General features: G+C 69.2%; 18 protein-coding genes and 1 tRNA gene. 10 read left to right on the top strand and 9 right to left on the bottom strand.

The window, feature by feature from the left end:
* Positions 1–1,167 carry an acyl-CoA dehydrogenase family protein gene (locus ABZ348_RS32460; RefSeq protein WP_358939212.1) on the top strand — a complete coding sequence of 389 codons (1,167 nt, stop codon included), beginning with the start codon at positions 1–3 and terminating at the stop codon, positions 1,165–1,167.
* A gap of 208 nt (positions 1,168–1,375) precedes the next feature.
* On the opposite strand, the gene ABZ348_RS32455 is transcribed toward ABZ348_RS32460, so the two are convergent.
* Positions 1,376–2,983 carry a beta-N-acetylhexosaminidase gene (locus ABZ348_RS32455; RefSeq protein ID WP_358939210.1) on the bottom strand — a complete coding sequence of 536 codons (1,608 nt, stop codon included), beginning with the start codon at positions 2,981–2,983 and terminating at the stop codon, positions 1,376–1,378.
* 304 nt (positions 2,984–3,287) lie between these two features.
* On the opposite strand from ABZ348_RS32455, the gene ABZ348_RS32450 reads away from it, so the two are divergent.
* The 3 genes from ABZ348_RS32450 to glmS all read left to right on the top strand — a co-directional run bounded on the left by ABZ348_RS32450 (position 3,288) and on the right by glmS (position 6,470).
* Positions 3,288–4,175, top strand: coding sequence for a DUF4429 domain-containing protein (locus ABZ348_RS32450; protein ID WP_358939209.1), 888 nt, complete (start codon positions 3,288–3,290; stop codon positions 4,173–4,175).
* Positions 4,176–4,274: 99 nt separating this feature from the next.
* A complete protein-coding gene (locus ABZ348_RS32445; RefSeq protein ID WP_358939207.1) occupies positions 4,275–4,565 on the top strand; it encodes a hypothetical protein in 291 nt (96 codons plus the stop codon).
* Positions 4,566–4,652: 87 nt separating this feature from the next.
* Positions 4,653–6,470, top strand: a complete 1,818-nt coding sequence (gene glmS, locus ABZ348_RS32440) for a glutamine--fructose-6-phosphate transaminase (isomerizing) (RefSeq protein ID WP_358939205.1) — start codon at positions 4,653–4,655, stop codon at positions 6,468–6,470.
* A 163-nt stretch (positions 6,471–6,633) separates the two neighbouring features.
* Here the strand turns inward: glmS and ABZ348_RS32435 are convergent, their stop codons facing one another.
* A complete protein-coding gene (locus tag ABZ348_RS32435) occupies positions 6,634–7,203 on the bottom strand; it encodes an acetate uptake transporter (RefSeq protein ID WP_358939203.1) in 570 nt (189 codons plus the stop codon).
* 214 nt (positions 7,204–7,417) lie between these two features.
* Complete coding sequence (locus ABZ348_RS32430) at positions 7,418–7,939, bottom strand: universal stress protein (RefSeq protein WP_329019360.1); 522 nt, start codon at positions 7,937–7,939, stop codon at positions 7,418–7,420.
* Positions 7,940–8,697: 758 nt separating this feature from the next.
* Here ABZ348_RS32430 and ABZ348_RS32425 point away from each other — a divergent pair.
* From ABZ348_RS32425 to ABZ348_RS32410, 4 genes are all read left to right on the top strand, one after another.
* Entirely contained in the window at positions 8,698–8,958 is a 261-nt protein-coding gene (locus ABZ348_RS32425; RefSeq protein ID WP_358939276.1) for a hypothetical protein, read from the top strand.
* Between the two features lie 444 nt (positions 8,959–9,402).
* Complete coding sequence (locus tag ABZ348_RS32420) at positions 9,403–10,596, top strand: helix-turn-helix domain-containing protein (RefSeq protein ID WP_358939202.1); 1,194 nt, start codon at positions 9,403–9,405, stop codon at positions 10,594–10,596.
* A 9-nt stretch (positions 10,597–10,605) separates the two neighbouring features.
* Positions 10,606–11,208, top strand: coding sequence for an oligoribonuclease (gene orn, locus ABZ348_RS32415; protein WP_358939200.1), 603 nt, complete (start codon positions 10,606–10,608; stop codon positions 11,206–11,208).
* Between the two features lie 167 nt (positions 11,209–11,375).
* Positions 11,376–11,448 (top strand) — tRNA-His (locus tag ABZ348_RS32410).
* Between the two features lie 154 nt (positions 11,449–11,602).
* Here ABZ348_RS32410 and ABZ348_RS32405 read toward each other — a convergent pair.
* The 3 genes from ABZ348_RS32405 to ABZ348_RS32395 all read right to left on the bottom strand — a co-directional run bounded on the left by ABZ348_RS32405 (position 11,603) and on the right by ABZ348_RS32395 (position 15,731).
* Positions 11,603–12,415 carry an alpha/beta fold hydrolase gene (locus ABZ348_RS32405; protein ID WP_358939198.1) on the bottom strand — a complete coding sequence of 271 codons (813 nt, stop codon included), beginning with the start codon at positions 12,413–12,415 and terminating at the stop codon, positions 11,603–11,605.
* A gap of 1,126 nt (positions 12,416–13,541) precedes the next feature.
* On the bottom strand, positions 13,542–14,978 hold the full coding sequence (locus ABZ348_RS32400) for a HAMP domain-containing sensor histidine kinase (protein ID WP_358939196.1): 1,437 nt from the start codon (positions 14,976–14,978) through the stop codon (positions 13,542–13,544).
* A 51-nt stretch (positions 14,979–15,029) separates the two neighbouring features.
* Positions 15,030–15,731, bottom strand: a complete 702-nt coding sequence (locus tag ABZ348_RS32395) for a response regulator transcription factor (protein WP_358939194.1) — start codon at positions 15,729–15,731, stop codon at positions 15,030–15,032.
* Between the two features lie 295 nt (positions 15,732–16,026).
* Here ABZ348_RS32395 and ABZ348_RS32390 point away from each other — a divergent pair, with 295 nt between their 5' ends.
* The gene (locus tag ABZ348_RS32390) at positions 16,027–16,530 is read left to right on the top strand and encodes a hypothetical protein (protein WP_358939192.1); all 504 of its coding nucleotides are present in this window, start codon (positions 16,027–16,029) and stop codon (positions 16,528–16,530) included.
* A gap of 46 nt (positions 16,531–16,576) precedes the next feature.
* On the opposite strand, the gene ABZ348_RS32385 is transcribed toward ABZ348_RS32390, so the two are convergent.
* The gene (locus ABZ348_RS32385; protein WP_358939190.1) at positions 16,577–17,440 is read right to left on the bottom strand and encodes a fused MFS/spermidine synthase; all 864 of its coding nucleotides are present in this window, start codon (positions 17,438–17,440) and stop codon (positions 16,577–16,579) included.
* A 182-nt stretch (positions 17,441–17,622) separates the two neighbouring features.
* Complete coding sequence (locus tag ABZ348_RS32380) at positions 17,623–18,174, bottom strand: hypothetical protein (RefSeq protein WP_358939188.1); 552 nt, start codon at positions 18,172–18,174, stop codon at positions 17,623–17,625.
* 228 nt (positions 18,175–18,402) lie between these two features.
* Here ABZ348_RS32380 and ABZ348_RS32375 point away from each other — a divergent pair, with 228 nt between their 5' ends.
* Positions 18,403–19,809, top strand: coding sequence for a tetratricopeptide repeat protein (locus ABZ348_RS32375; RefSeq protein ID WP_358939186.1), 1,407 nt, complete (start codon positions 18,403–18,405; stop codon positions 19,807–19,809).
* Between the two features lie 711 nt (positions 19,810–20,520).
* Here ABZ348_RS32375 and ABZ348_RS32370 read toward each other — a convergent pair.
* A complete protein-coding gene (locus ABZ348_RS32370; RefSeq protein WP_358939274.1) occupies positions 20,521–21,282 on the bottom strand; it encodes a MerR family transcriptional regulator in 762 nt (253 codons plus the stop codon).
* Between the last annotated feature and the right edge of the window lie 458 nt (positions 21,283–21,740).

Here is a 21,740-nt window from a genome sequence, read left to right as displayed (position 1 = left end):
ATGCCCCTGGACCACCGGCTCGCATCCGAGCACGAGGAACTGCGGCGTACCGTCGAGGAGTTCGCCCACGACGTGATCGCCCCCAAGATCGGCGATCTCTACGAACGCCATGAGTTCCCCTACGAGATCGTCCGGGACATGGGCCGGATGGGTCTGTTCGGACTGCCGTTCCCCGAGGAGTACGGCGGGATGGGCGGCGACTACCTCGCCCTCGGCATCGCCCTGGAGGAGCTCGCGCGGGTGGACTCCTCGGTCGCGATCACCCTGGAGGCGGGCGTCTCGCTCGGTGCGATGCCGGTCTACCGGTTCGGTACCGAGGCGCAGAAGCAGGAGTGGCTGCCCCGGCTCTGCTCGGGCGAGGTGCTGGGCGCCTTCGGACTGACCGAACCGGAGGGCGGCTCCGACGCGGGCGGCACCAAGACCACCGCCGCACGCGACGAGGCGGCCGGCGAGTGGGTGATCAACGGCTCGAAGTGCTTCATCACCAACGCGGGTACGGACATCACGGGCCTGGTCACGGTCACCGCCGTCACCGGTCGCACCCCCGAGGGCAAGCCGCTGATCTCCTCGATCATCGTCCCGTCCGGCACACCGGGCTTCACGGTCGCCCCCGCCTACTCCAAGGTCGGCTGGAACGCCTCGGACACCCGTGAACTCTCCTTCAGCGACGTCCGCGTACCCCTGGAGAACCTGCTCGGCGAGGAGGGCCGCGGCTACGCCCAGTTCCTCCGCATCCTCGACGAGGGCCGCATCGCCATCTCGGCCCTGGCGACGGGCCTCGCCCAGGGGTGTGTGGACGAGTCAGTGAAGTACGCGGGCGAGCGGCACGCCTTCGGTCGCCCGATCGGCGCCAACCAGGCCATCCAGTTCAAGATCGCCGACATGGAGATGCGGGCCCACATGGCGCGGATCGGGTGGCGCGACGCGGCGTCCCGACTGGTGCAGGGCGAGCCGTTCAAGAAGCAGGCGGCGATCGCCAAGCTCTACTCGTCGACGGTCGCCGTGGACAACGCCCGCGAAGCCACCCAGATCCACGGCGGCTACGGCTTCATGAACGAGTACCCGGTGGCCCGCATGTGGCGCGACTCCAAGATCCTGGAGATCGGCGAGGGCACGAGCGAGGTCCAGCGCATGTTGATCGCCCGGGAACTGGGGCTGCCGAACTGACACCTGGGCCCCGGGAACGACACCGGGCCGCGGCAGTGGCCGGGGCCCGGTGTGTTCGATCGGCCCGTTCTTCGATCGGCCCTTGCCTCGGGCCCGTCTTCCGGATCACGCCGGGCCCGTTGTGGCCCGGGGCCTCAGCCGACCCGATCAGGAAGCCGGACCGCCCAGATCACAGGTCAGGTCAGGAGCGGGCCGGCTCAGGAGCGGGTCAGGACTTGGGCCAGGGAACCACCGGGGACTTGTAGAACTTGATCCCCATGGCTTCCCAGCGGGCCGCGTGCCCCGCGAGCCGCAGTTTGTACTCGTCCCACTCGCCGCCCTGCGACCAGGCGCGCTCCGCCACTCCCGGCAGCCGAGGGAAGGCCATGACCTCCAGGTCCGAACTGGTCGCGAGGGTCTCGGTCCACAAGGGGGCCTCGACCCCGAGCACCGAGTCCTCCTCGACGCCCTCGTCCTTGAGGTAGGTCGCCGGGTCCCAGTCGTAGGCCCGGTCGACCTCGACCAGACCGGCCCACTGGAGTCCGAGCCCGGTCTCCGACGTGTACTTGTGGTCGAGATAGGTGCGGTCGGCCGGGGACAGCACCAGCAGCGTGCCCTTCTTCGCGGCGCCTGCCACCAGATCGCGCTCGGCGGCCTCGGTCCGGTCGTAGCCCCAGTACTGGGCGACCGCACCCGCGACGGGCTCCGCACCCGCCAACTGGTGCCAGCCCATCACCGTCTTGCCGTACTTGAGGACCACGGCCTGCGCCCGGTCCATGAACGTGACGTAGTCCTCGTGGCTGGTGTTGTCCGCTTCGTCGCCGCCGATGTGGATGTACTTGCCCGGAGTGAGCGCGGCCACCTCGCGGATCACGTCGTCCACGAAGTCGTACGTGGCCGGCTTGTCCACGCACAGCGAGCTGAAGCCCACGTCGATGCCCGTGTACAGCGGCGGGGCGGTGTCCTTGCAGTTCAACTCGGCGTACGAGGCGAGGATCGCATTGGTGTGCCCCGGCATGTCGATCTCCGGAACCACCTCAAGGAACCGGGAGCCCGCGTACTCGACGATCTCCGAGTACTGCGCCTTGGTGTAGTAGCCGCCTTCGCCGCCGCCGGTCTGGGTGGAGCCGCCGACGGTGGTGAGCTTGGGCCAGGAGTCGATGGCCAGACGCCACCCCTGGTCGTCGGTGAGGTGGAGGTGCAGCTTGTTGATCTTGTACAGGGCGAGCTGGTCGATGTAGCGCTTGACCTGGTCGACGGTGAAGAAGTGCCGTGCCACGTCGAGCATCCCACCCCGGTACGAGTACCGCGGCGAGTCCGTGATCGTGCCGCCGGGGACCTCCCACACGGCGGCCTGCTCGGTGTCCTTCTCCACTGCGGCCGGCAGCAGTTGGCGCAGCGTCTGCACGCCGTAGAAGAGACCGGCGGGCTTGCGGGCGGTCAGGGTGAGCCGGTCACCCGTCGACTCCAGCCGGTAGCCCTCCTCGCCGAGGGACTCGTCGGTCTCGCTCAGGCGCAGCGCGATGCCGTCCGCTCCCTGATCGGGGGTGACGGGCAGCGGATAGCCGGTGGAGGGGCGGAGGACCCCGGCGAGGTACTCGCCGATGGCCCGCACCTCCTGCGTGTCGTCGATGCGGATGGCGGTGGTGTTGGTCAGGGTGTAGGGGCTGCCGCCGGGCTCCACCGAGGCGGGGGCGGGAATGACCCGGCCGAGCGCGTGCACGGGTTTGCCCTCGCTCTGCGAGGGGCTGGCATCGTCATCACTGTTGGAGCAGCCGACACCCGCCCCTCCGAGGAGAAGCAGCGCACCGAACAGACGGGGAAGCGTTCCGGGCATTATCACAGGCTGATTCCCTTCGAGGACGTCGCGACGAGGACGCCCACCATGGGTATCGTGCCCTCAGACGGGGGTCAAGGTATAGACCAATAACCGAGCTTACGGTCACATTCACCGCGCTCGGACGCCGCCCCCACCACTCCCCCGGCCCCCGGATCGCCGCAAAACCGCAGCTCATCGCCGTACGCGCCGGAGCGCCCCCGGCGCTACCCCGCAAGCCGCCGCGCTGCCGACCGCGCTGCCGACCGCTCGGCCGCCGAACCGACCCCGCCGGGGACCGCGAGCACAGTGGAACAATCCCCCCATGGCAGAAATCATCCAGAAGGACGGCACCTGGACCTTTGACGGAGACACCGTGCGGATCGTGCCCGGCTCCGACAAGGGGGTGAGTCTGCTGCGCAGGACCCTGGGGGAACTCGCCGTACCGCTGCGGGCGGTTGCCGGGATCTCGTTCGCCACCGGACGCAAGGGCGGAAAACTGCGCCTACGGCTGCGCGACGGCGCCGATCCGCTCCTCCAGATCACCGGCGGCAAGCTCGAAGAGGGCTCGGACCCCTACCAGTTGACCGTGTCCGGGGACCGCACCGGAGTGGCCGAGTACTTCGTCGACGAGGTGCGCAACTCCCTGCTGATCGAGCAGATCGGCACCGATCCCGTCGACCGCTATCTACTGCCGGGTCCGAGCCTTCCGATCACCGTCAGCGCGGGCGATGGAACCGCGGCCTTCGACGGGGAGCAGATCAAACTGACCTGGAGTTGGACGGCCGAGGAGTCCAAGTCCTCCGGCGGCCCCCGCACGATCCTCCTGCGCGAGGTGCAGGAGGTGGAGTGGCTCCCCTCGTCCGGACTGGGCAACGGTCACCTGCGCTTCCACGTCGGACGATCGGCACCCACCGCGCCGCCGAAGTACGACCCGCACGCCGTGGAGCTGTGGGGCTTCCGCAAGGATCCGCTGATGGCACTGGTGGCCGCGGCGGTCGTGGCCCGGATGCCCCATCCGTTCGCCCCGGTCAAGCCCGAGGCCGCCGCGACGCCCCCCGCCCCGAGCATCGCGAAGGCACCCCGGGACCAGGACGACGACCATGACGCCCTGCTGCGGAGACTGCGCGAACTGGGCGAGCTCCATCAGAGCGGGGTGCTGACCGAGGAGGAGTTCACCACCGCCAAGCAAGCCGTCCTCCGACGCCTCTAGGGCGCGCACGACCTGAAAAGCCGTCCTCACCTCTTAGATTCTGCCCGGATTCGGGCAGAAATCTTGCATTAGCCCCGTTCGGCCCCCCAATATCTACTGGTGCTCGAACAACGCCGGCCCGGTCGTCCACCCTCATACGACGACCTCATCGACCACCTGGTCCGCAGCAGCGCCCTCCAGCGCGGCGAAGCGGCCCGGGTGGTTCTCGATGTGCTGGCGTACTTCGACGAGAGAACCGAGGACTACGTACGCCGCCGCCACCGCGAGCTCCAGTCGGGCGGCCTGGTGAACACGGAGATCTTCGAGCGGATCGCGGACGAGCTCCCGCACCGCGCGGTGGCGCCTCCGGAGCTCTCGCTCCGGCAGCTGCGCCGCATCGTCTACGGCTGAGGGTCGTGCGACCCAGCGCCGTCCACGGCCGATCAGGGCCGGCCGTGGCTCGGGCACACACCCGATCAATGGAGGGGCAACAACCCTATGTGCGGAATTGTTGGATACATCGGCAGGCGTGATGTGGCACCGCTGCTGCTGGAAGGGCTCCAGCGCCTGGAGTACCGGGGGTACGACTCCGCGGGCATCGTGATCACGAGTCCGAAGGCGTCCGGGCTGAAGATGGTCAAGGCCAAGGGCCGCGTGCGCGACCTCGAAGCGCGCGTCCCCAAGCGGTTCACCGGCACCACGGGGATCGCCCACACCCGCTGGGCCACGCACGGCGCACCCAGCGACGAGAACGCCCACCCGCATCTGAGCCCCGACGGGCTCGTCGCGGTCGTCCACAACGGCATCATCGACAACGCCTCCGAACTGCGGCTGCGACTGGAGGCCGACGGCGTGGTCTTCGCGTCCGAGACCGACACCGAGGTCCTCACCCACCTCATCGCCCGCTCCCAGGCCGACACCCTGGAGGAGAAGGTCCGCCAGGCGCTGAAGGCCGTCGAGGGCACCTACGGCATCGCCGTCATGCACGCCGGATTCAGCGACCGCATCGTCGTCGCCCGCAACGGCTCCCCCGTTGTCCTCGGCATCGGCGAGAAGGAGATGTTCGTCGCGTCCGACGTCGCCGCGCTCGTCGCCCACACCCGCCAGATCGTCACCCTCGACGACGGCGAGATGGCCACCCTCAAGGCCGACGACTTCCGTACGTACACCACCGAGGGCTCCACGACGACCGCCACGCCGACCACCGTGGAGTGGGAGGCCGAGTCGTACGACATGGGCGGCCACGACACGTATATGCACAAGGAGATCAGCGAGCAGCCCGACGCCGTGGACCGGGTGCTGCGCGGGCGGATCGACGACCGGTTCTCCACCGTGCACCTCGGCGGCCTCAATCTGGACGCCCGCGAGGCCCGCGGTATCCGCCGGGTCAAGATCCTCGGCTGCGGCACCTCGTACCACGCCGGACTCATCGGCGCGGGCCTCATCGAGTCGCTGGCCCGTATCCCGGCCGACGCCGAGCCCGCGTCCGAGTTCCGCTACCGCAACCCGGTCGTCGACCCGGACACCCTCTACATCGCGGTCTCCCAGTCCGGCGAGACCTACGACGTGTTGGCCGCCGTGCAGGAGCTGAAGCGCAAGGGCGCCCGCGTCCTCGGCGTGGTCAACGTGGTCGGCTCCGCCATCGCCCGCGAGGCCGACGGCGGCACCTACGTCCACGCCGGGCCCGAGGTGTGCGTCGTCTCCACCAAGTGCTTCACCAACACCGTGGTCGCCTTCGCGCTGCTCGCCCTGCACCTGGGCCGCATCCGCGACCTCTCGGTGTCCGAGGGCAAGCGCATCATCGACGGACTGCGCCGGCTGCCCGCCCAGATCACGGAGATCCTGGAGTCCGAGGCCGACATCAAGAAGCTCGCGGAGGAGTACGCCGGCGCGCAGTCGATGATGTTCATCGGCCGGGTGCGCGGCTATCCGGTGGCGCTGGAGGCGTCCCTCAAGCTCAAGGAGATCTCCTACATCCACGCCGAGGCGTATCCGGCCTCCGAGTTGAAGCACGGGCCCCTCGCCCTGATCGAGCCCGCGCTGCCCACGGTGGCGATCGTGCCCGACGACGACCTGCTGGAGAAGAACCGGGCGGCGCTGGAGGAGATCAAGGCCCGCAGCGGTCGCATCCTCGCCGTCGCGCACCGCGAGCAGGAGAAGGCCGACCACACCATCGTCGTACCGAAGAACGAGAACGAGTTGGACCCGATCCTGATGGGGATCCCGCTGCAACTCTTCGCGTACCACACGGCGCTGGCCATGGGTCGGGACATCGACAAGCCGCGCAACCTGGCGAAGTCCGTGACCGTGGAGTAGTCCGCCGACCGAGGGTCGGTACGCGCCCACCGGAGCCCTACCGACCCGGCGCGGCCCACCCGTAAGGGCCCCTGAACAGCGCAGTCCCCTCGCGCGTGCCACCTGTGCGCGAGGGGACTTCAGTGGTCGGCGCGCGGCCCAGAGCGCACCGACCGGCGCGGCCTCAGCCGGTGGCCGTCACTCCCCGGCCGGCAGCGCGTCCGGAGAAGGTCGGCCACTTCGCCAGTGCGGCCGTCGCCCCGTACCAAGCGGCCAGACCGGTCACCACGGCGACCCAGCCGCCCGCCTTCGTCAGTCCGCTGTTCTCGGCGAGCGCCGCTATGCCCAACAGCAGCAGTGAGACCGTGAGCAGGCCGTACACCCCTTGGGTGAAGATCCCGCTGCCCGCCGATGCGACCGTCAGGGTCAGCGCGAGCAGCGCCCACAGCAGCAGGAACAGTCCGGCTGCCTCCGAGGAGACTCCGGGCCCCGCGCCGGTACCCCAGGTGAACCAGAACGCGCCGAGACCGGCGAACGCGGTACCCGAACCGCCGTTGCCGGCGCGGAATTCGAGTAGTCCGGCGATGAAGAGGGCGACGCCACCGACCCAGGTGGCGAGACCGGTGGCGTCCAGGACCGTCACGCCGTCGATCACATCGGTGTTGGCGATGCCGAACGCCAGCAGAGTCAGCCCGAGGGCGAGATGGCCGAGAGTGGAAGTAGTAGCGCTTCCCGCAGAGACTTCCTTGTCCACGGCGGGGCTCCCTTCGTCTCCTGTGCAGTTGTGAGAAAGGCAGTTGTGGAGCGAACCAACGACCTTTATGTACCCTTCACAAGGTAACAATTCACCTCTACGCGCCGGTAGATTTCCTTGCTTTCCAAGGGAGTTGATGCAGTCCCCACCCTCGGGACACACGCCACCCTGCCTACGGGCTACGGGCTACGGGCTACGGGCTACGGGCTACGGGCTACGGGATCACAACGACCGGGCGCTGCGCCCGTCGCGCCAGCCGACCGGCCACCGAACCGAAGATGCGGCCGACGATCCCCTGCGTCGAGCCGACCACGATCGCATCGGCCGAGTACTCGCGACCGACCTCTTCCAACTCATGACAGATGTCGCCGCCGCGCTCCACCAGGATCCACGGCACTTCGGCGAGGTAGTCCGCACAGGCCAACTCCAGACCGAGCACCTCGGTGCGGTGGTCCGGGACGTCCACGAACACGGGCGGCTCACAGCCCGCCCACACGGTGGTCGGCAGCCTGTTGGCGACATGGACGATGATCAAACCGGAGCCGGAACGGCGAGCCATGCCGATGGCGTACGCCAGCGCACGCTCGCTGGAAGTGGAGCCGTCGAAGCCGACGACCACACCGTGCCGGAAGGCGGGGTCGCACGACGGGCGCGCGTCTTCCGCCGCTTGCGGGTCCGACAGCGGGTCGGCTACCTGCTTGCGGTCCGCGGGTTCGGGGATCTCGTGACCGGCCATGGGTGTCTCGGCGAAGGAAGTCCTCAATGAGAGGGAACGACTTGGCGACGGATGCTGTGTCCGGGAATCATCTTCCCTGGCCCATACCCGTAAGGGTACGGCGACACTCCTCTTCTGCCCAGCACCCGATACCTCACTCGGGCGCTCAAGGGAGGATGCCTGAGCCGTCCCCATATGGCAATGCCGGATGGTGCCTACAGCAGTCTGGTGTGAGGCGTGCGCCCGCCCCGAGCACCGGGCACCAGGCCCGGGCCGAGGACCCGTCGACCGCAAGGGGCCCGCCAGAACCGTCGCCGCTTCCCTAACGTCCGCGCTTCCCGAACCGTGCGTCCGGGGCGCACTTGGTGCTCCTGCGGCGCGACCGACGCATAGGCCCCGGCGGAGCCGAGCGGTGAAGCCACCGGCCCGCACGGCTGGCGCCTCGGCCGATCAAGACGAGACGATACGGCCCGCATCACCTTGCCGTCCCCGTCACGGCCACACCCGCAGACCACTCCCCGATCCTCCGGCCGCCCCGTGAGCCGGGTCCCCGCCTCTGGGTCCACCTCCGAGTCCCCGCCACTGGGTCCCCGCCTCTGGTCCAGCCGATCCGAGCCCGGCCCACAGTGACCGCAGGACCGGGTGCCTCGTTGGGACCACGGTCACCCCGCAGCCCCGAGGGAGCTTCCGTGTCCGCACGCCCGCCCGCCCCTGCGCCCCGGACGACCCGCCGCGCCCACCGGAACACAGCCCGCCGCCCCGACGACCCCGCGACCGACGTGGTCCGCTGGGCGGCGTTCAGTTGCCTCGTCGTACCGGTGGTCCTCGTCGTGTATGGAACCTCCCTGGGCGGGGCAGCAGCAGCCTCACTCGGCCTGGTCGCCGTGACCGCGGTCTGCCGGGTTCTCCTCCGGCGCTCGGAGCGCACCGCCGCCGCGGCCGAGGCGCGCCCGGCGGGGCGCGATCGAGGGGTCCGCGAGGGTGATGGACAGGCGCACCGGGCGCATGCCGGTAGGCCCTCCGGGAGGGTTCGACGCTGAGGCGGTCACCGCCAGGGTCGGGGGCTGTTCGAACGGCCCGATACAGGCCGGGGGCTTACCTGTTCGCACGTGCGCACCCGTATAGTTTCAGCCAACTTCGCGCTACCACCCCTCCCTTGGGGAAATGGCCTGTGTACCCCCTTGTCACCTGGCAAGAAAGGACTATTCGCGGCGCTTGCACCCTACGGGGACGGGCCATGCGTGTGAGACGCACTTCCCTGAGCGCCTCGTGAGTGGAACCCTTCGTGATCGAATGCTTCGCGCCAAGTTCTCATGCAGACATAGCGGGGCATGACGAACTTGTCACGGCGGCGTCACGGGACGCAGTAGATTCGATCATGAGTATCGAAGGCTCGGGACTCGTGCAAAACCGAGGGGAAACGTGCAGGAGCGAAAGGCCCGAAACGAACGGGGAGACGCGAATACCGAGGGGGGCTTAGCGTCATGAATCAGGACTCCGCCGCACCGGAGGCAGCACGAAAGCTCTCGGGGCGCCGGCGCCGGGAAGTCGTCGCGGTACTGCTGTTCAGCGGCGGCCCCATCTTTGAGAGTTCCATCCCGCTCTCGGTGTTCGGAATCGACCGTCAGGACGCCGGAGTTCCTCGCTATCGACTGCTCGTTTGCGCAGGCGAGGAAGGCCCGCTGCGGACCACCGGCGGGCTCGAACTGACCGCACCGTACGGCCTGGAGGCCATCGGCAGAGCGGGCACGGTCGTCGTACCGGCCTGGCGGTCGATCACCTCCCCGCCACCACCGGAGGCACTCGACGCACTGCGCCGGGCGCACGAGGAGGGAGCCCGGATAGTCGGTCTGTGCACCGGCGCATTCGTACTCGCAGCGGCGGGTCTGCTGGACGGCCGTCCGGCGACCACCCACTGGATGTACGCGCCGACACTGGCGAAGCGCTACCCATCCGTCCATGTGGACCCGCGCGAGCTCTTCGTCGACGACGGCGATGTGCTCACCTCTGCGGGAACAGCGGCTGGAATCGATCTCTGTCTGCACATCGTGCGCACCGACCACGGTACGGAGGCCGCCGGGGCACTCGCCCGCAGGCTGGTCGTACCGCCGCGCCGCAGTGGCGGGCAGGAGCGCTATCTGGACAGGTCTTTACCTGAGGAAATCGGGTCGGACCCCTTGGCCGAAGTGGTGTCCTGGGCGCTTGAGCACCTTCACGAGCAATTCGACGTGGAGACGCTGGCGGCACGGGCATACATGAGTCGACGCACGTTCGACCGGCGATTCCGCTCGCTCACAGGCAGCGCGCCGCTCCAGTGGCTGATCACCCAGCGGGTCCTCCAGGCCCAGCGACTCCTGGAGACCTCGGACTACTCGGTCGACGAGGTGGCGGGCCGCTGCGGCTTCCGCTCCCCCGTCGCACTGCGGGGCCACTTCCGCAGACAGCTGGGCTCCTCCCCGGCTGCGTACCGGGCCGCCTACCGGGTGCGACGCCCCCAGAGCGAATCGGCACCGGCCTCGGTGGTGGATTCCGTGGTGCCGATCCAGGCACGGCGGGCCGCCACGGCGGGCGTACCGGGCTCCTCGCTCGGTCCACCGGAGCTGGGCCGACCCGCGCCCCAGCCCTATGCGGCGGGCCACGGTCGCCCGAGCCTGCCCGGTCAGCGGAGTGCGCCATAAGGTAGGCGCATGAACGACCGTATGGTGTGGATCGACTGCGAGATGACCGGGCTCTCGTTGACGGACGATGCACTGATCGAGGTGGCCGCTTTGGTCACCGACTCGGAACTGAACGTGCTCGGCGACGGGGTGGACATCGTGATCCGCCCCCCGGAGAGCTCTCTGGAGACAATGCCCGAGGTGGTGCGCACCATGCACACCGCCTCGGGCCTCCTCGACGAGCTGGCCGCTGGCACCACCCTCGCCGACGCCGAGGCCCAGGTCCTCGCGTACGTCAGGGAGCATGTGAAGGAGCCGGGCAAGGCACCGCTCTGCGGGAACTCCGTGGGCACGGACCGCGGCTTCCTCGCGCGTGACATGCCCGCCCTGGAGGACTACCTCCACTATCGGATCGTCGACGTGTCCTCCGTGAAGGAGTTGGCGCGCCGCTGGTATCCGAGGGCGTACTTCAACAGCCCGGACAAGAGCGGCAATCACCGGGCACTGGCGGACATCCGCGAATCCATCGCGGAGCTGCGCTACTACCGGGAGGCGGTCTTCGTCCCCCAGCCGGGTCCCGACTCCGAGACGGCGAAGTCCATCGCCGCCAAGCACGTCGTAGCTGCGGAATAGGGCCGCTCGGCACGCTCGGACGGACGTGAGGGTGGGCCGGAGACGGCCTGCCGTCAGGTCGGTCCCGGGCGGAGAACCGCCCCGTCACAACGGCTCACAAACTGTGGCGCGAGCACCCTCTCGGACCCTGTACACTTTTTCTCGGCCGGTCGGAAAAGCCGGTCATGGTGGGTGTAGCTCAGCTGGTAGAGCACCTGGTTGTGGTCCAGGATGCCGCGGGTTCGAGTCCCGTCACTCACCCTGATGGCCGAAGGGGCTGACCTGTGAAGACAGGTCAGCCCCTTCGTCATGTGCGGTTCCCGTGGGAACAGCCGGGCGGCAGGCTCCTGGCGGCCGTGAGTGAGCCGCTGTGTCCCGTGGGGCCCAGGAGGTCCACAGGCCGCCCGTGGTGCCCTCAGGCGGCCAGGAAGGCCGACACCTCCTTGAGGAAAGCCTCCGGGGCCTCCAGGTTCACCATGTGACCGGCTCCTGGCACGCGTGCCACCCGCGTCTGCGGGGCGGCATCCGCCAGCGCCGTCACATTGCCCTCGATGTCGGTACTGTCCAGATCACCCAGTAGGGCCAGTACCGGCACGGATATCTCGTGCAGCCGTTGCGCCGCCCCCACCTCCCGCGGTCGCCCCGTACACAGCCCGCCGGGATGCGCGCGGAGGTTCGCCGCGGCGGCGGCCTGCATCCTGCCCCGCAGGCCCGGCTCGACGTCCTCGGGACTGCGACACGGACCGTCGACCCACAGGCGCAGGAACTCCTCGACGAAGAGCTCCCCGCAGTCCCCCCTGTTCACCGCCTTCACCTGGGCCGCGGTGTGCTGGATGACATACGGGTCCCTGAAGGGCCGGCCGCTGATCCCCGGCGCGGCGAGCACCAGGGACTCGGTGAGTTCCGGGTGGAGCAGGGCGAAGTCGAGTGCGGTGCGGGCGCCGAGGGAGAGCCCGACGAGCCGGGCGCGTTCGACGCAGAGGTGGGACAGCAGGTCGTAGAGGTCTTCGGCGTGCGACCAGTCGCCGGTCACCGACGAGGATCTGCCGTGTCCCCGGGCGTCGTAGCGGATGACCTGGTAGTCGGCAGCCAGCGTCTCGAACTCCTCGTCCCACATGGTCAGATCGAGCAGATCGCCGTGCAGCAGGACGACGGCCGGCCCCTCGCCCGCAATGTCGTGGGCGAGACGGCCGTCATCGTCGACGGGTGCAGTCGGCAGGCTGTTCATCACAACTCCTCGTACTCGGTGTGACGTGGCGAGGGGGCGGCCGACTGCTCTTTTACCCCTTCACCCGCCTCCGTGACCATGGAATGCGAGCAACCTTTGCCAAACGAAAGAGCGCGCCCCGGTCGGATTGGGGGGAGCCGACCGGGGCGCGCGTGTGGGGGGCAGGAGTTGCCTGGGGGATCTACGGGCCCGCCGCGTGCGCCTTGGCGATCGCGACGGACGTCCGTAGGGCAGCAGTGCCCGACTGAGCAACGGGCCTCCCGCCACCGGAACACCGAGTTTGAGCTGCGGGCAGGGACGGCGCGAACGGCGGCCTGCCGACGTACTCGGTCACGGCAATGCCGTCCGGCCCGGTGACGGTGCGAGCCTTACGGGAGGGCCTGGAGCCCATCCCGACCACCGGGCCGGACGGCGCGCACCCCGCGGGGGGTTCCTGCGTGGGGGTCTCCTGCGTGGGGGCCCTGTGCGTGGACGAACGAATCGCCTTCGGCTCAGGGGCAGGAGTCGCGGGTGTGCGCTGTGCGGCAGGCTGGCCGATGGGCTGCGGGGTGGGGCCCGTGCCCGCAGGGTGACCGGCGAAGAGCGCGCGGAGGGCGTTCGCCCTGCCGCTCGCTCTGCGTCGGTCGGTCCTGCTGGCCATTGCGCCTGCCTCTGGGAGTACGTATGGGGGATGAACGCGGGGTGTACGGAGTGGGGTCCGCACGGAACCAGCGCGGGGTGTACGGAGTGGGGTCCGTACGGAACTTGGGTGCGGGAGCACGCTAGCGACCCCGGACGGGACAAAACACTAATTCGACGTCTGAGCCGTACTTCTTAGGACGCTCTTAAGGACAGCATCGGAACCGATTAACCCTGGGGCCCATCAGGGGGGCGTCATAGCCACGTCATGCTCGCGTCATATTTCTTTCATGACGCAGTCACTTCCCGGCGTCTTCGCGATGGGGCGGGCGGCGCCGCCTCGCACAGAGGGCCTGCCCTGCGCCTCAACAGCCTCTGTGGCCCCAGGAGGCACCAGGAGGAGGCGAGACCGTCGTCTCCGGGGCCGTCGGGCCCCTGACCGCTCAAGGGCGCTGCGAGGCCCGCCCGGGCGCATGAGCGATCCGCTCGTACGCCCGGGGCGCGGTGATCAGGAGTCGTTGCCCCCGCCGACCCGGGACTTGGCCCGGGACGGCACCCGCTGGCGCCGCTTCTCGGTGCCGCGGTGGCCACGGCGCCGCTCCTCCACGCCCGGGCCGCGTGCATCCAGGCCGAGCCAGACCCGCACCTCCGTGCCGCCCAACACCGATCTGCCGATGCGAACGTCGCCGCCCGTCGACTCGGCGACCCGACGCACGATGTCCAGTCCGAGACCGGTGGAACCGTCCCGGTTGCCGCTGTTGCCCCGGGCCATCGCAGCCGCCGGGTCGGCGATGCCCGGCCCCGCGTCGGAGACGAGCACGATGACCGCGTCCTCGCCGTTGTGGACGTCCACGGAGAACGCGGTGCCCTCGGACGTGTGCCGGAAGACGTTGCCCAGCAGGGCGTCGAGCGCGGCGGCCAGCTCGGGACGGGCCACCGGGATGCGTACGGGACGATCGACGCCGGCGACCCGGACCTTGCGGCCCTCGTCCTCGGCGAGCGCGGACCAGAAGTCCATGCGCTCCCGTACGACTTCGGATGCATCGCAGCCGGCGCCGGGACCGATCGGCGCCGTGGTCTGCGGCTTTGCCTCACGGGCCGTGCGGATGATGATGTCCACCTCGCGCTCCAACTGCTCGACCGCCGACCGGGTCTGGTCGGCGGCCGGCCCTTCGCCCAGCGATGCGGCATTGAGCCGAAGCACGGTCAGCGGGGTACGCAGCCGATGGGACAAATCAGCGGCCAACTCGCGCTCGTTGGCGAGGAGTTGTACGACCTGATCGGCCATGGCGTTGAAGGCGATGGCCGCGGACCGCAGCTCGGTCGGGCCCTCCTCGGGGACGCGCGCGCCCAGTTCGCCCTCGCCGAGGTCATGGGCGGCTCCGGCGAGCCGCTGGGCGGGCTGAACCATCCGGACCCCGAGCCGGTCGGCGACCGCGACCGATCCGACGACCAGGGCGACACCGACACCGGCGAGCACCAGCCACGCCGTGGTCACACCCCGCGTGACGTCGGCGGCGGGAACGAACACCTCCACGATCGCGATGGGATCGGTGCGCGAAGCCGTCGGCATCAGGAGCGACGACCCCCCGGGCACCTCGGTGATCGAGCCCTGCCCACCGGCTGCGGTTTGCAGGTCGGCCTGCCGGGCACGCCCGATGCCCACCTCGATGATCTCTCCGATCTCCTCACCCGGCGCGTCCGCGGGGAGGTGGATCGCCATCCGGCCCGCCTCACCGGCCTGGGTGGACAGCAGGGCTACCTTCAAGGAGTGGGGGTCGGTGGTGATGGAAAGAGCCGGAGCGATGGCCGCCGCCTGGCGTTCCGCGTTGGAGAAGGCCCGGTCACGGGCCATCTCCTTGATGACGAGCCCCAGTGGTACGGCGAAGGCAACCACGACCATCGTCGTGACGGCCAGGGAGACCTTGACCAGCGCCCATCTCATTTTGATGTCCTCGTTGGTGTCCGGGTTGGGTGCCGTACGGCGGCCCCGGCATCACTGGCGGGGGCCGATCGGCGGTTCCAGCTTCACTCCGACTCCGCGAAGCGTGTGCAGATAGCGCGGTTGTGCGGCGGTCTCACCGAGTTTGCGTCGCAGCCAGCTCAGATGGACGTCGATGGTCTGGTCATCGCCGTAGCTCTGCTGCCAGACCTCGGCCAGCAGTTCCTTGCGCGGGACGACCACTCCCGGGCGCCCGGCGAGAAAGGCAAGCAGATCGAACTCGCGTCGTGTCAAGTCGAGTGCTCGCCCGTCCAGTTCGGCCTGCCGGCGCAAGGGGTCGATGGACAGCCCGCCGACCTGGAGGACGCGCGAGGGCGGGGCTTCGCCCACCGCTGCGCGCGAACGGCGTAGTACGGCCGACATCCTTGCGGACAGATGCTCAACCGAGAAGGGTTTGGTCAGATAGTCGTCGGCGCCGTCGTTCAACAGCCGGACGATCTCCGTCTCGTCGTCACGCGCCGTCGCAATGATCACGGGTACATCCGTGATACCCCGTAGCATCTTCAACGCCTCAGAACCGTCCAGATCCGGCAGCCCGAGGTCGAGAATGACCACGTCGAACCGGTAATGGGCCACTTCGCGCAACGCCTCAAGAGCCGTACCGACGCTTCGCACCGTGTGGGAAGCCTCGGTGAGGTGCCGGATGAGGGCGGAGCGCACGAACTGGTCGTCCTCGACGACGAGCACACTTGCCATGAGCGGCACCGTACGCCATGCGAAGTGCCCCGGTCGCCACCGCAGTCAGCACATGAGCCAGGCCGGCATACGCTCGCTCCCGGGCAGGCCCTCAGCACCCCTGAAGACAGTCTTCCACCACCGCTGATGTGGCAATTCACCGAGTGATGCCGAGCAGCTGGTCTCCACCGGGGACAGATGGCCGGTGCGTGGTGCAGTATTGGCCTCGATGCGTAGAGGACTTGTACATGCCATCGCGTGGTCATTGGCCACGGGGGCATCGGTGACGCTGTCTTGGTGGGGCGTCCACACGGTGATGTCTGGAACCGTGTACGACCGCCCGCGGGCTCTGCCCATCAATGCGGACACCCCCACCACACAGGGGTCGAAGCCCCAGGTGTCGTCGTCGGGAAAGCCGCCCGAGGACAAGGCGGAGCCGAGTTCCCACGATCGGCCTGACGAGCCGACGCAGAAAGACCCCGAACCGCCCTACGACCATGCGCGGGAGACGTCCGAGGAAGTCACGCCCGCTCCCGAGACGACGACGCCGTCCGAGTCGTTCGAGCCGCCGACCAGCCCCTCGTCCTCGGATCCGTCGCGGCGTGCCGAGGTGTACCCGCGCGACGGCGGCAAGGTCATCTTCGACATCGGCCCCACCTCGGCCACACTGGCGTCGGCGATGCCGAAGGCCGGCTGGCGGATGGAAGTGCACAAGGACACCCATTGGATCAGGGTGGTCTTCACCAAGGAAGGCCGGGAGTCATCGGTCTTCTGCCGCTGGGAATCCGGCGCGCCGAGCGTTGAGTTCTTCGACAAGTAGCCGGAAAGCGCCCGCCCGTTGTTCGCCTTCCCACCCGGTCCCGCGGTCAGCGGAAGATGTCGGGGGGAGGCGCAGGGGACGGTTTGGCGTCGGCATCGGTGACGGCCACCGCACCACCGGTGAAGTCGATGAGCCCCCGGCCGTGCTCCACCCGGCCCGGATGCGGATCGCCCGCCACCCGGCGGGTGAACTCGGCGATCGGCAGCGAAACGGCCGAGGCCAGCAGAACGACATTGCCGAAGCGCCGCCCCCGTAGCACCGCCGGGTCCGTGGCGAGCGCCAGCTTCGGGAAGACGGTCGCGACCGTCGCGATCTGAGCCCTCAGATGGGCGAGGGGCGGTCCGTCAGCGAGGTTCGCCACGTAGTGGCCGGCGGGGTCGAGCACCCGACGCACCTCCGCGATGAACTCCACACTGGTGAGATGGGCGGGCGTACGCGCCCCGTTGAACACGTCCGCGATCACCATGTCCGCCCAGCCGTCCTGGATCCGACCGAGCGAGGCGCGGGCATCGGCCGTCCGCACACGGATGCGGGCCCCGGGGTCCAAGGGGAGCCGCTCCCGGACGAACTCCACCAGGGGCGCGTCGATTTCGAAGATCTGCTGAGTGGACCGGGGGCGGGTCGCCGCCACGTATCGGGCCAGGGTGAAGGCGCCACCGCCGAGGTGGAGAACCTTGAGCGCACGTCCGGGTGGCGCAATGAGATCCACGATATGGCCGATACGGCGCTGGTACTCGAAGGAGAGGTACTCCGGATCGTCGAGATCGATATGGGATTGAGGAGCTCCGTCGATCAGCAGCGACCAGGCACGGGGGCGCTCGGGGTCGGGAACGAGTTCGGCGATCCCGCCGTCCACCCGTGCAACGACCGGTTCGCCGCCGCCACCGCGCCGCCGCTTGCTCTTGCTCACCCGCCCATTATGAGCGGGTGAGCAGGGCCTTCGCCCGTGGGGCCGATCCGGGGCGGACGGGAGGGGTGCGCAAGGGGCGGTGCGGGGCAGTGGGCAAGAGGCTGCGCGGCCCTTCCCCGCCGAGGGCCGCCGCCCAGTCCCTGATGGCCCCCGGTCCCGCATCGCCGTGCTGTCGCGGGGTCTCAGAAGCGGCTGTCAGCGGCCTCGATCAGGCGGGCCGCCTCGCCGAGTGCCCTCCGCAGCAGTACCGGATCGGTGACCTCGTCCACCTCACCGGGTGGCAGGAGCCAGCGGGTGCCCCGGACCGGGGGCTCCGCGGGGACGCGCAACCCGCGGCCGAAGGTCTGCGTACAGGCACTGCCCGGCAGGTTCCAGGCATCCGCGGTCCCTGGGGGCACCAGAAATCCCAAGGTGTCGCAGGTGCCGTCGTGGAGGACCGGACCGACGGCCGGCGCGGCGGCCCGACGCAGGATGTCCACGGCTTCGAGGCCCTGCCGAGCGGGCACCGTCACCAGATCGCACGGTACGGGCGCGGGCACGGGCGCCGATACGGGCGCGGCTACGGCTCCCGGCGACAGGGGGCAGCCGGCTACAGGAGCTCCGGTGGATCGGGGTGTCGGCGGGGCCGTCGCCGGCACGGAAGTGCCGCACGGCACCACCTCGGCCGTCGTGGCAGATGTCGCGGGCATCCGGGCGCCGTCACCGGCGTTGGTCTCCAAGCCGACCTCCAACACGGGGACTCCCCTCCTCGCTCAGCTGAAGGACACGGACTGCGCCTCCAAGGAGTCCAACGCGCCTTCGCGTCAAGGGCTACGGCGCCACACCGCCCAAACGATGGCAGTTCATGGCAGATCAGGGATGAGTTATCCCTTTTGTAGCCAAACTCAGCGTGGACCACTGGAGACAGCCGGTACGTTCTTGGCTCGCCGAGAGCAAGGCCGCACGCAAGAGAGGGCTCGGCCATGGCGTCGTCACAGACCTCGGGGGCAGTTCCCAACTCCGTCTTCCGACGGCTGCGGGGGCAGCTCTCCCCGGGGGAGTTCGCGGCGACCGTGCGCAAGGCCGCCCGGGAGATCAACGAACGGGTGTCCTGCGACGCGCGCTACATCGGGCGCGTCGAAGCGGGCGAGATCCGCTGCCCCAACTACGCGTACGAACGAGTGTTCCTGCACATGTACCCCGGACTCACCCTCAAGGACCTGGGGTTCACGGAGCGGGAACGCGTACGCGGGGGAAGGCGCGGCAAAGAGCCCGCGGCCGAACCGGGCCGACAGCAGGACCCGTTCGGCACGGCGATCGACAGTGAGACCGACAGCGACGGCGACGAGGAGAACGACGTGTTGCGTCGCGCATTCATGACAGGCGGTTCGGCCACCGTGGCAGCCGCGTCCTTCGGGCTGGGCGCCGGGCTCGGGCTCGGCGCCCTCCTGAGATCCGCGGACGACGGCACGCCCGAATCCGCTCCACCACCCCGCAGGATCGGTGAACCCGAGGCCGCCGCCCTCGAAGAGGCGGTACGCCGCATTCGACTGCTCGACGACCGGTACGGAGCGGAAGGGCTCTACCAGCGCGCCGCCCAGCCGCTACGCGCCGCGTACGCCCTGCTCGACACGGGCATCACCACCCGACGCGCCACCGCCGACCGACTGCACTCGGGCGCCGGTGAACTCGCCCTCTCCGTGGGGTGGCTCGCGCATGACTCGGGCCGCTTCGACGACGCCCGCTCCCACTACGCGGAGGCGCTGGCGACCGCACGCGTCTCCGGTGACCGGGGGCTCGAAGCACACGCCTTCTCCAACACCTCCTTCCTGGCGCGCGACGCCGGGCGCTATCGAGAAGCGGTCCGTTCCGCCCAGGCCGGGCAGGGCGCCGCCCGCGGCCTGGGATCGCCACGGCTGCTCGCCCTGCTGGCACTGCGCGAGGCCGGGGGCTGGGCGGGGCTTGGTGACCGATCCGAGTGTTCCCGAGCCCTCGGACAGGCCTGGGAGCACTTCGGGCAGGACACCGTGGAGAAGGATCCGGAATGGATGTCGTTCTTCGGCGAGCCGGAGATGGAGGCGCTGGAAGGCCAGTGCTGGGCAGCCCTCGGCGACTGGCAACAGGCGGTCAACCACGCCCGCCGGGCATCCTCGCTCCAGGACCGCCGGTTCACCCGCAATCTCGCCTTGTACCGCGCGGAGTTGGCGGCCCACCTCTCCCGCGCCGGCGCCCCGGAGGAAGCCGCACGGGCCGGACTCCGCGCACTGGAACTGCTGGACGGGGTCCAGTCGACACGCATCGCATCAACGCTGACCAGCACTGCGACGACGCTGCGGGTGCACAGGGGGAACCCTCGGGTGAGGGAGTTCTTGGAGGGGTACAGGGTTTAGCTGTGTCTCGGAGTGTGCCCTTGCCCGGGCTGGGGTATGGGGTGCTGGTTTCTCGCTTCCTCCGGGCGGGGCCCGTTCCTTGGGCTCAGCCTCGGGGGGCTGAGGGTTCCGTCCTCAAGCGCCGGACGGGCTGGGGGTGCTCGGGTTTTGCCCTTGCCCGGGCTGAGGTACGGATGGTGCGGCACTTCACTTGCTCCGGGCGAGGCCCATTCCTTGAGCCCAGCCCTGGGGACCTGAGGGTTCCGTCCTCAAACGCCGGACAGGCTGGGGGTGCTCGGGTTTGGGGGTGCTGGGCTTTGGGGGGTCCGGGTGCGGGTCTGGGTGGGGTGCGGGTGGTGGGGGTGCTTTCGGGCGTGACTCCTCAGCGTCGGCGGCCCGAAGCTGGTCCGTTGGTTTCAGCTCTGGATGCCGCCAACGCTTCCGGGGACACCCCCTGCGCGCCCCCAGAACACCAGCCAAGGGCTCAGGGGTCCTCGGCCCGATCCACGAGCAGAGGTACGGAAGAGACACAAAATGGGCTGGCACACCCACCAGGGCTGAACTGCCCACGGGCCCGATCCATGAGCAGAGGTATGGGAGAGATGGGGGCTCTCGCCTCCGAACACCACTCACGGCGCCCGGAACCCCCCGGCTGATCCCCGAGCTGGCGTCAGGGTGGTCCTGAACAACTACCGGGTCCTCGGGGTTGCCCCCGGCGGGGTGAGCCGTTGGTCAGCTCAGCCGGGCATCGGCGTAGGCCGCCATCGCATCGCGCTGGTACTCGGCCAGCCCGGCAGCGACCTTGTCGTAGGCCGAGCGAAACTGTGGGTCGTCGGTATAGGTCTGCCCCAGTCCCTTGTACGCGGCGGCGTTCGGGGTCCAAAACCTGCAGATCCCCTGGTAGTGGGCATCCGTCTCGGTTTGTACTGCCGGGTCGAAGACGGGTGTACCAGCCGCCATGAACTCCGCCATGCGGATCATCTGCGCCGTCGACTCGCGCTGCATCCGCTCCTGGTCCTGGTCGGTGAGCGTGTCGGTGAACTGCCGGGACTGCTCATACTCCTGCGGCCACCGCTCGCGTGCATCGGCCTCATAGCGCGAGACGTCAAAGCCCTCGAACAGGTTCTCCGGCCTGTTGATCTTTGCCATGTCGTCCTCGTCCTTTCTTTCCTCCAACTCAGCGATGGTGCGGCCGACCGTGCGGGCCAGCGTGGTCAGCCGGTTCCGCTCTACCAACAGACGCCGGCGGTGCTCCCGGAGCACGGCAACCTGGTCCACCTGACTGTCCAGGACCGCTGCGATTTCGCGCAGTCCCAGGTCCAGCTCCCGCATCAACAAGATCTGCTGCAGCCGCAGCAGATCGCTCTCCTCGTAGTAGCGGTGCCCATTGGTCCCGATCCATGCAGGCGGAAGCAGGCCGATCTCGTCGTAATGCCGCAGCGTCCGGGACGTCACCCCGGACAACCGGGCCACGTCCGCGATTGACCAGGCCATCGCCATGCCTCCCATCGCCCGGCCGGTCTCTCCGGCCACACAGACGACCGTAGAAGTTGACGCGGCGGAAAGCGCAAGCCCGAACTCCCTCAGTGCGCATCACGCACGGAGACACGCAGTGAACAGGACCACGAGTGTCTGGTCGACGGTTCGGTGCAAGGACACGTTTCGACCACGTTGCCCGTCGTACGGTCCTTGGAAGGCAACCGTCGAACTGCCCAGCCGGTCATGGCCGATGGCTCCGGTTCCATCCACGCGAGCCCCTGTTACTCTTCCGAACCTCTGCTCGTGGATCGGGCCGAGGACCCCGATAGCTGTTGGCTGGTGTTCTGGGGGCGCGCAGGGGGTGTCCCCGGAAGCGTCGGCGGCATCCAGAGCTGACGCCTACGGATCAGCTTCGGGCCGCCGACGGTGAGGAGTCACGCCCGAAAGCACCCCCACCACCCGCACCCCACCCC

Source organism: Streptomyces sp. NPDC005963 (assembly GCF_040638655.1).
GTDB lineage: Bacteria > Actinomycetota > Actinomycetes > Streptomycetales > Streptomycetaceae > Streptomyces.
The sequence above is the reverse complement of the archived record's forward strand: the minus strand, read 5'-3'. Positions and strand labels throughout refer to the sequence as shown.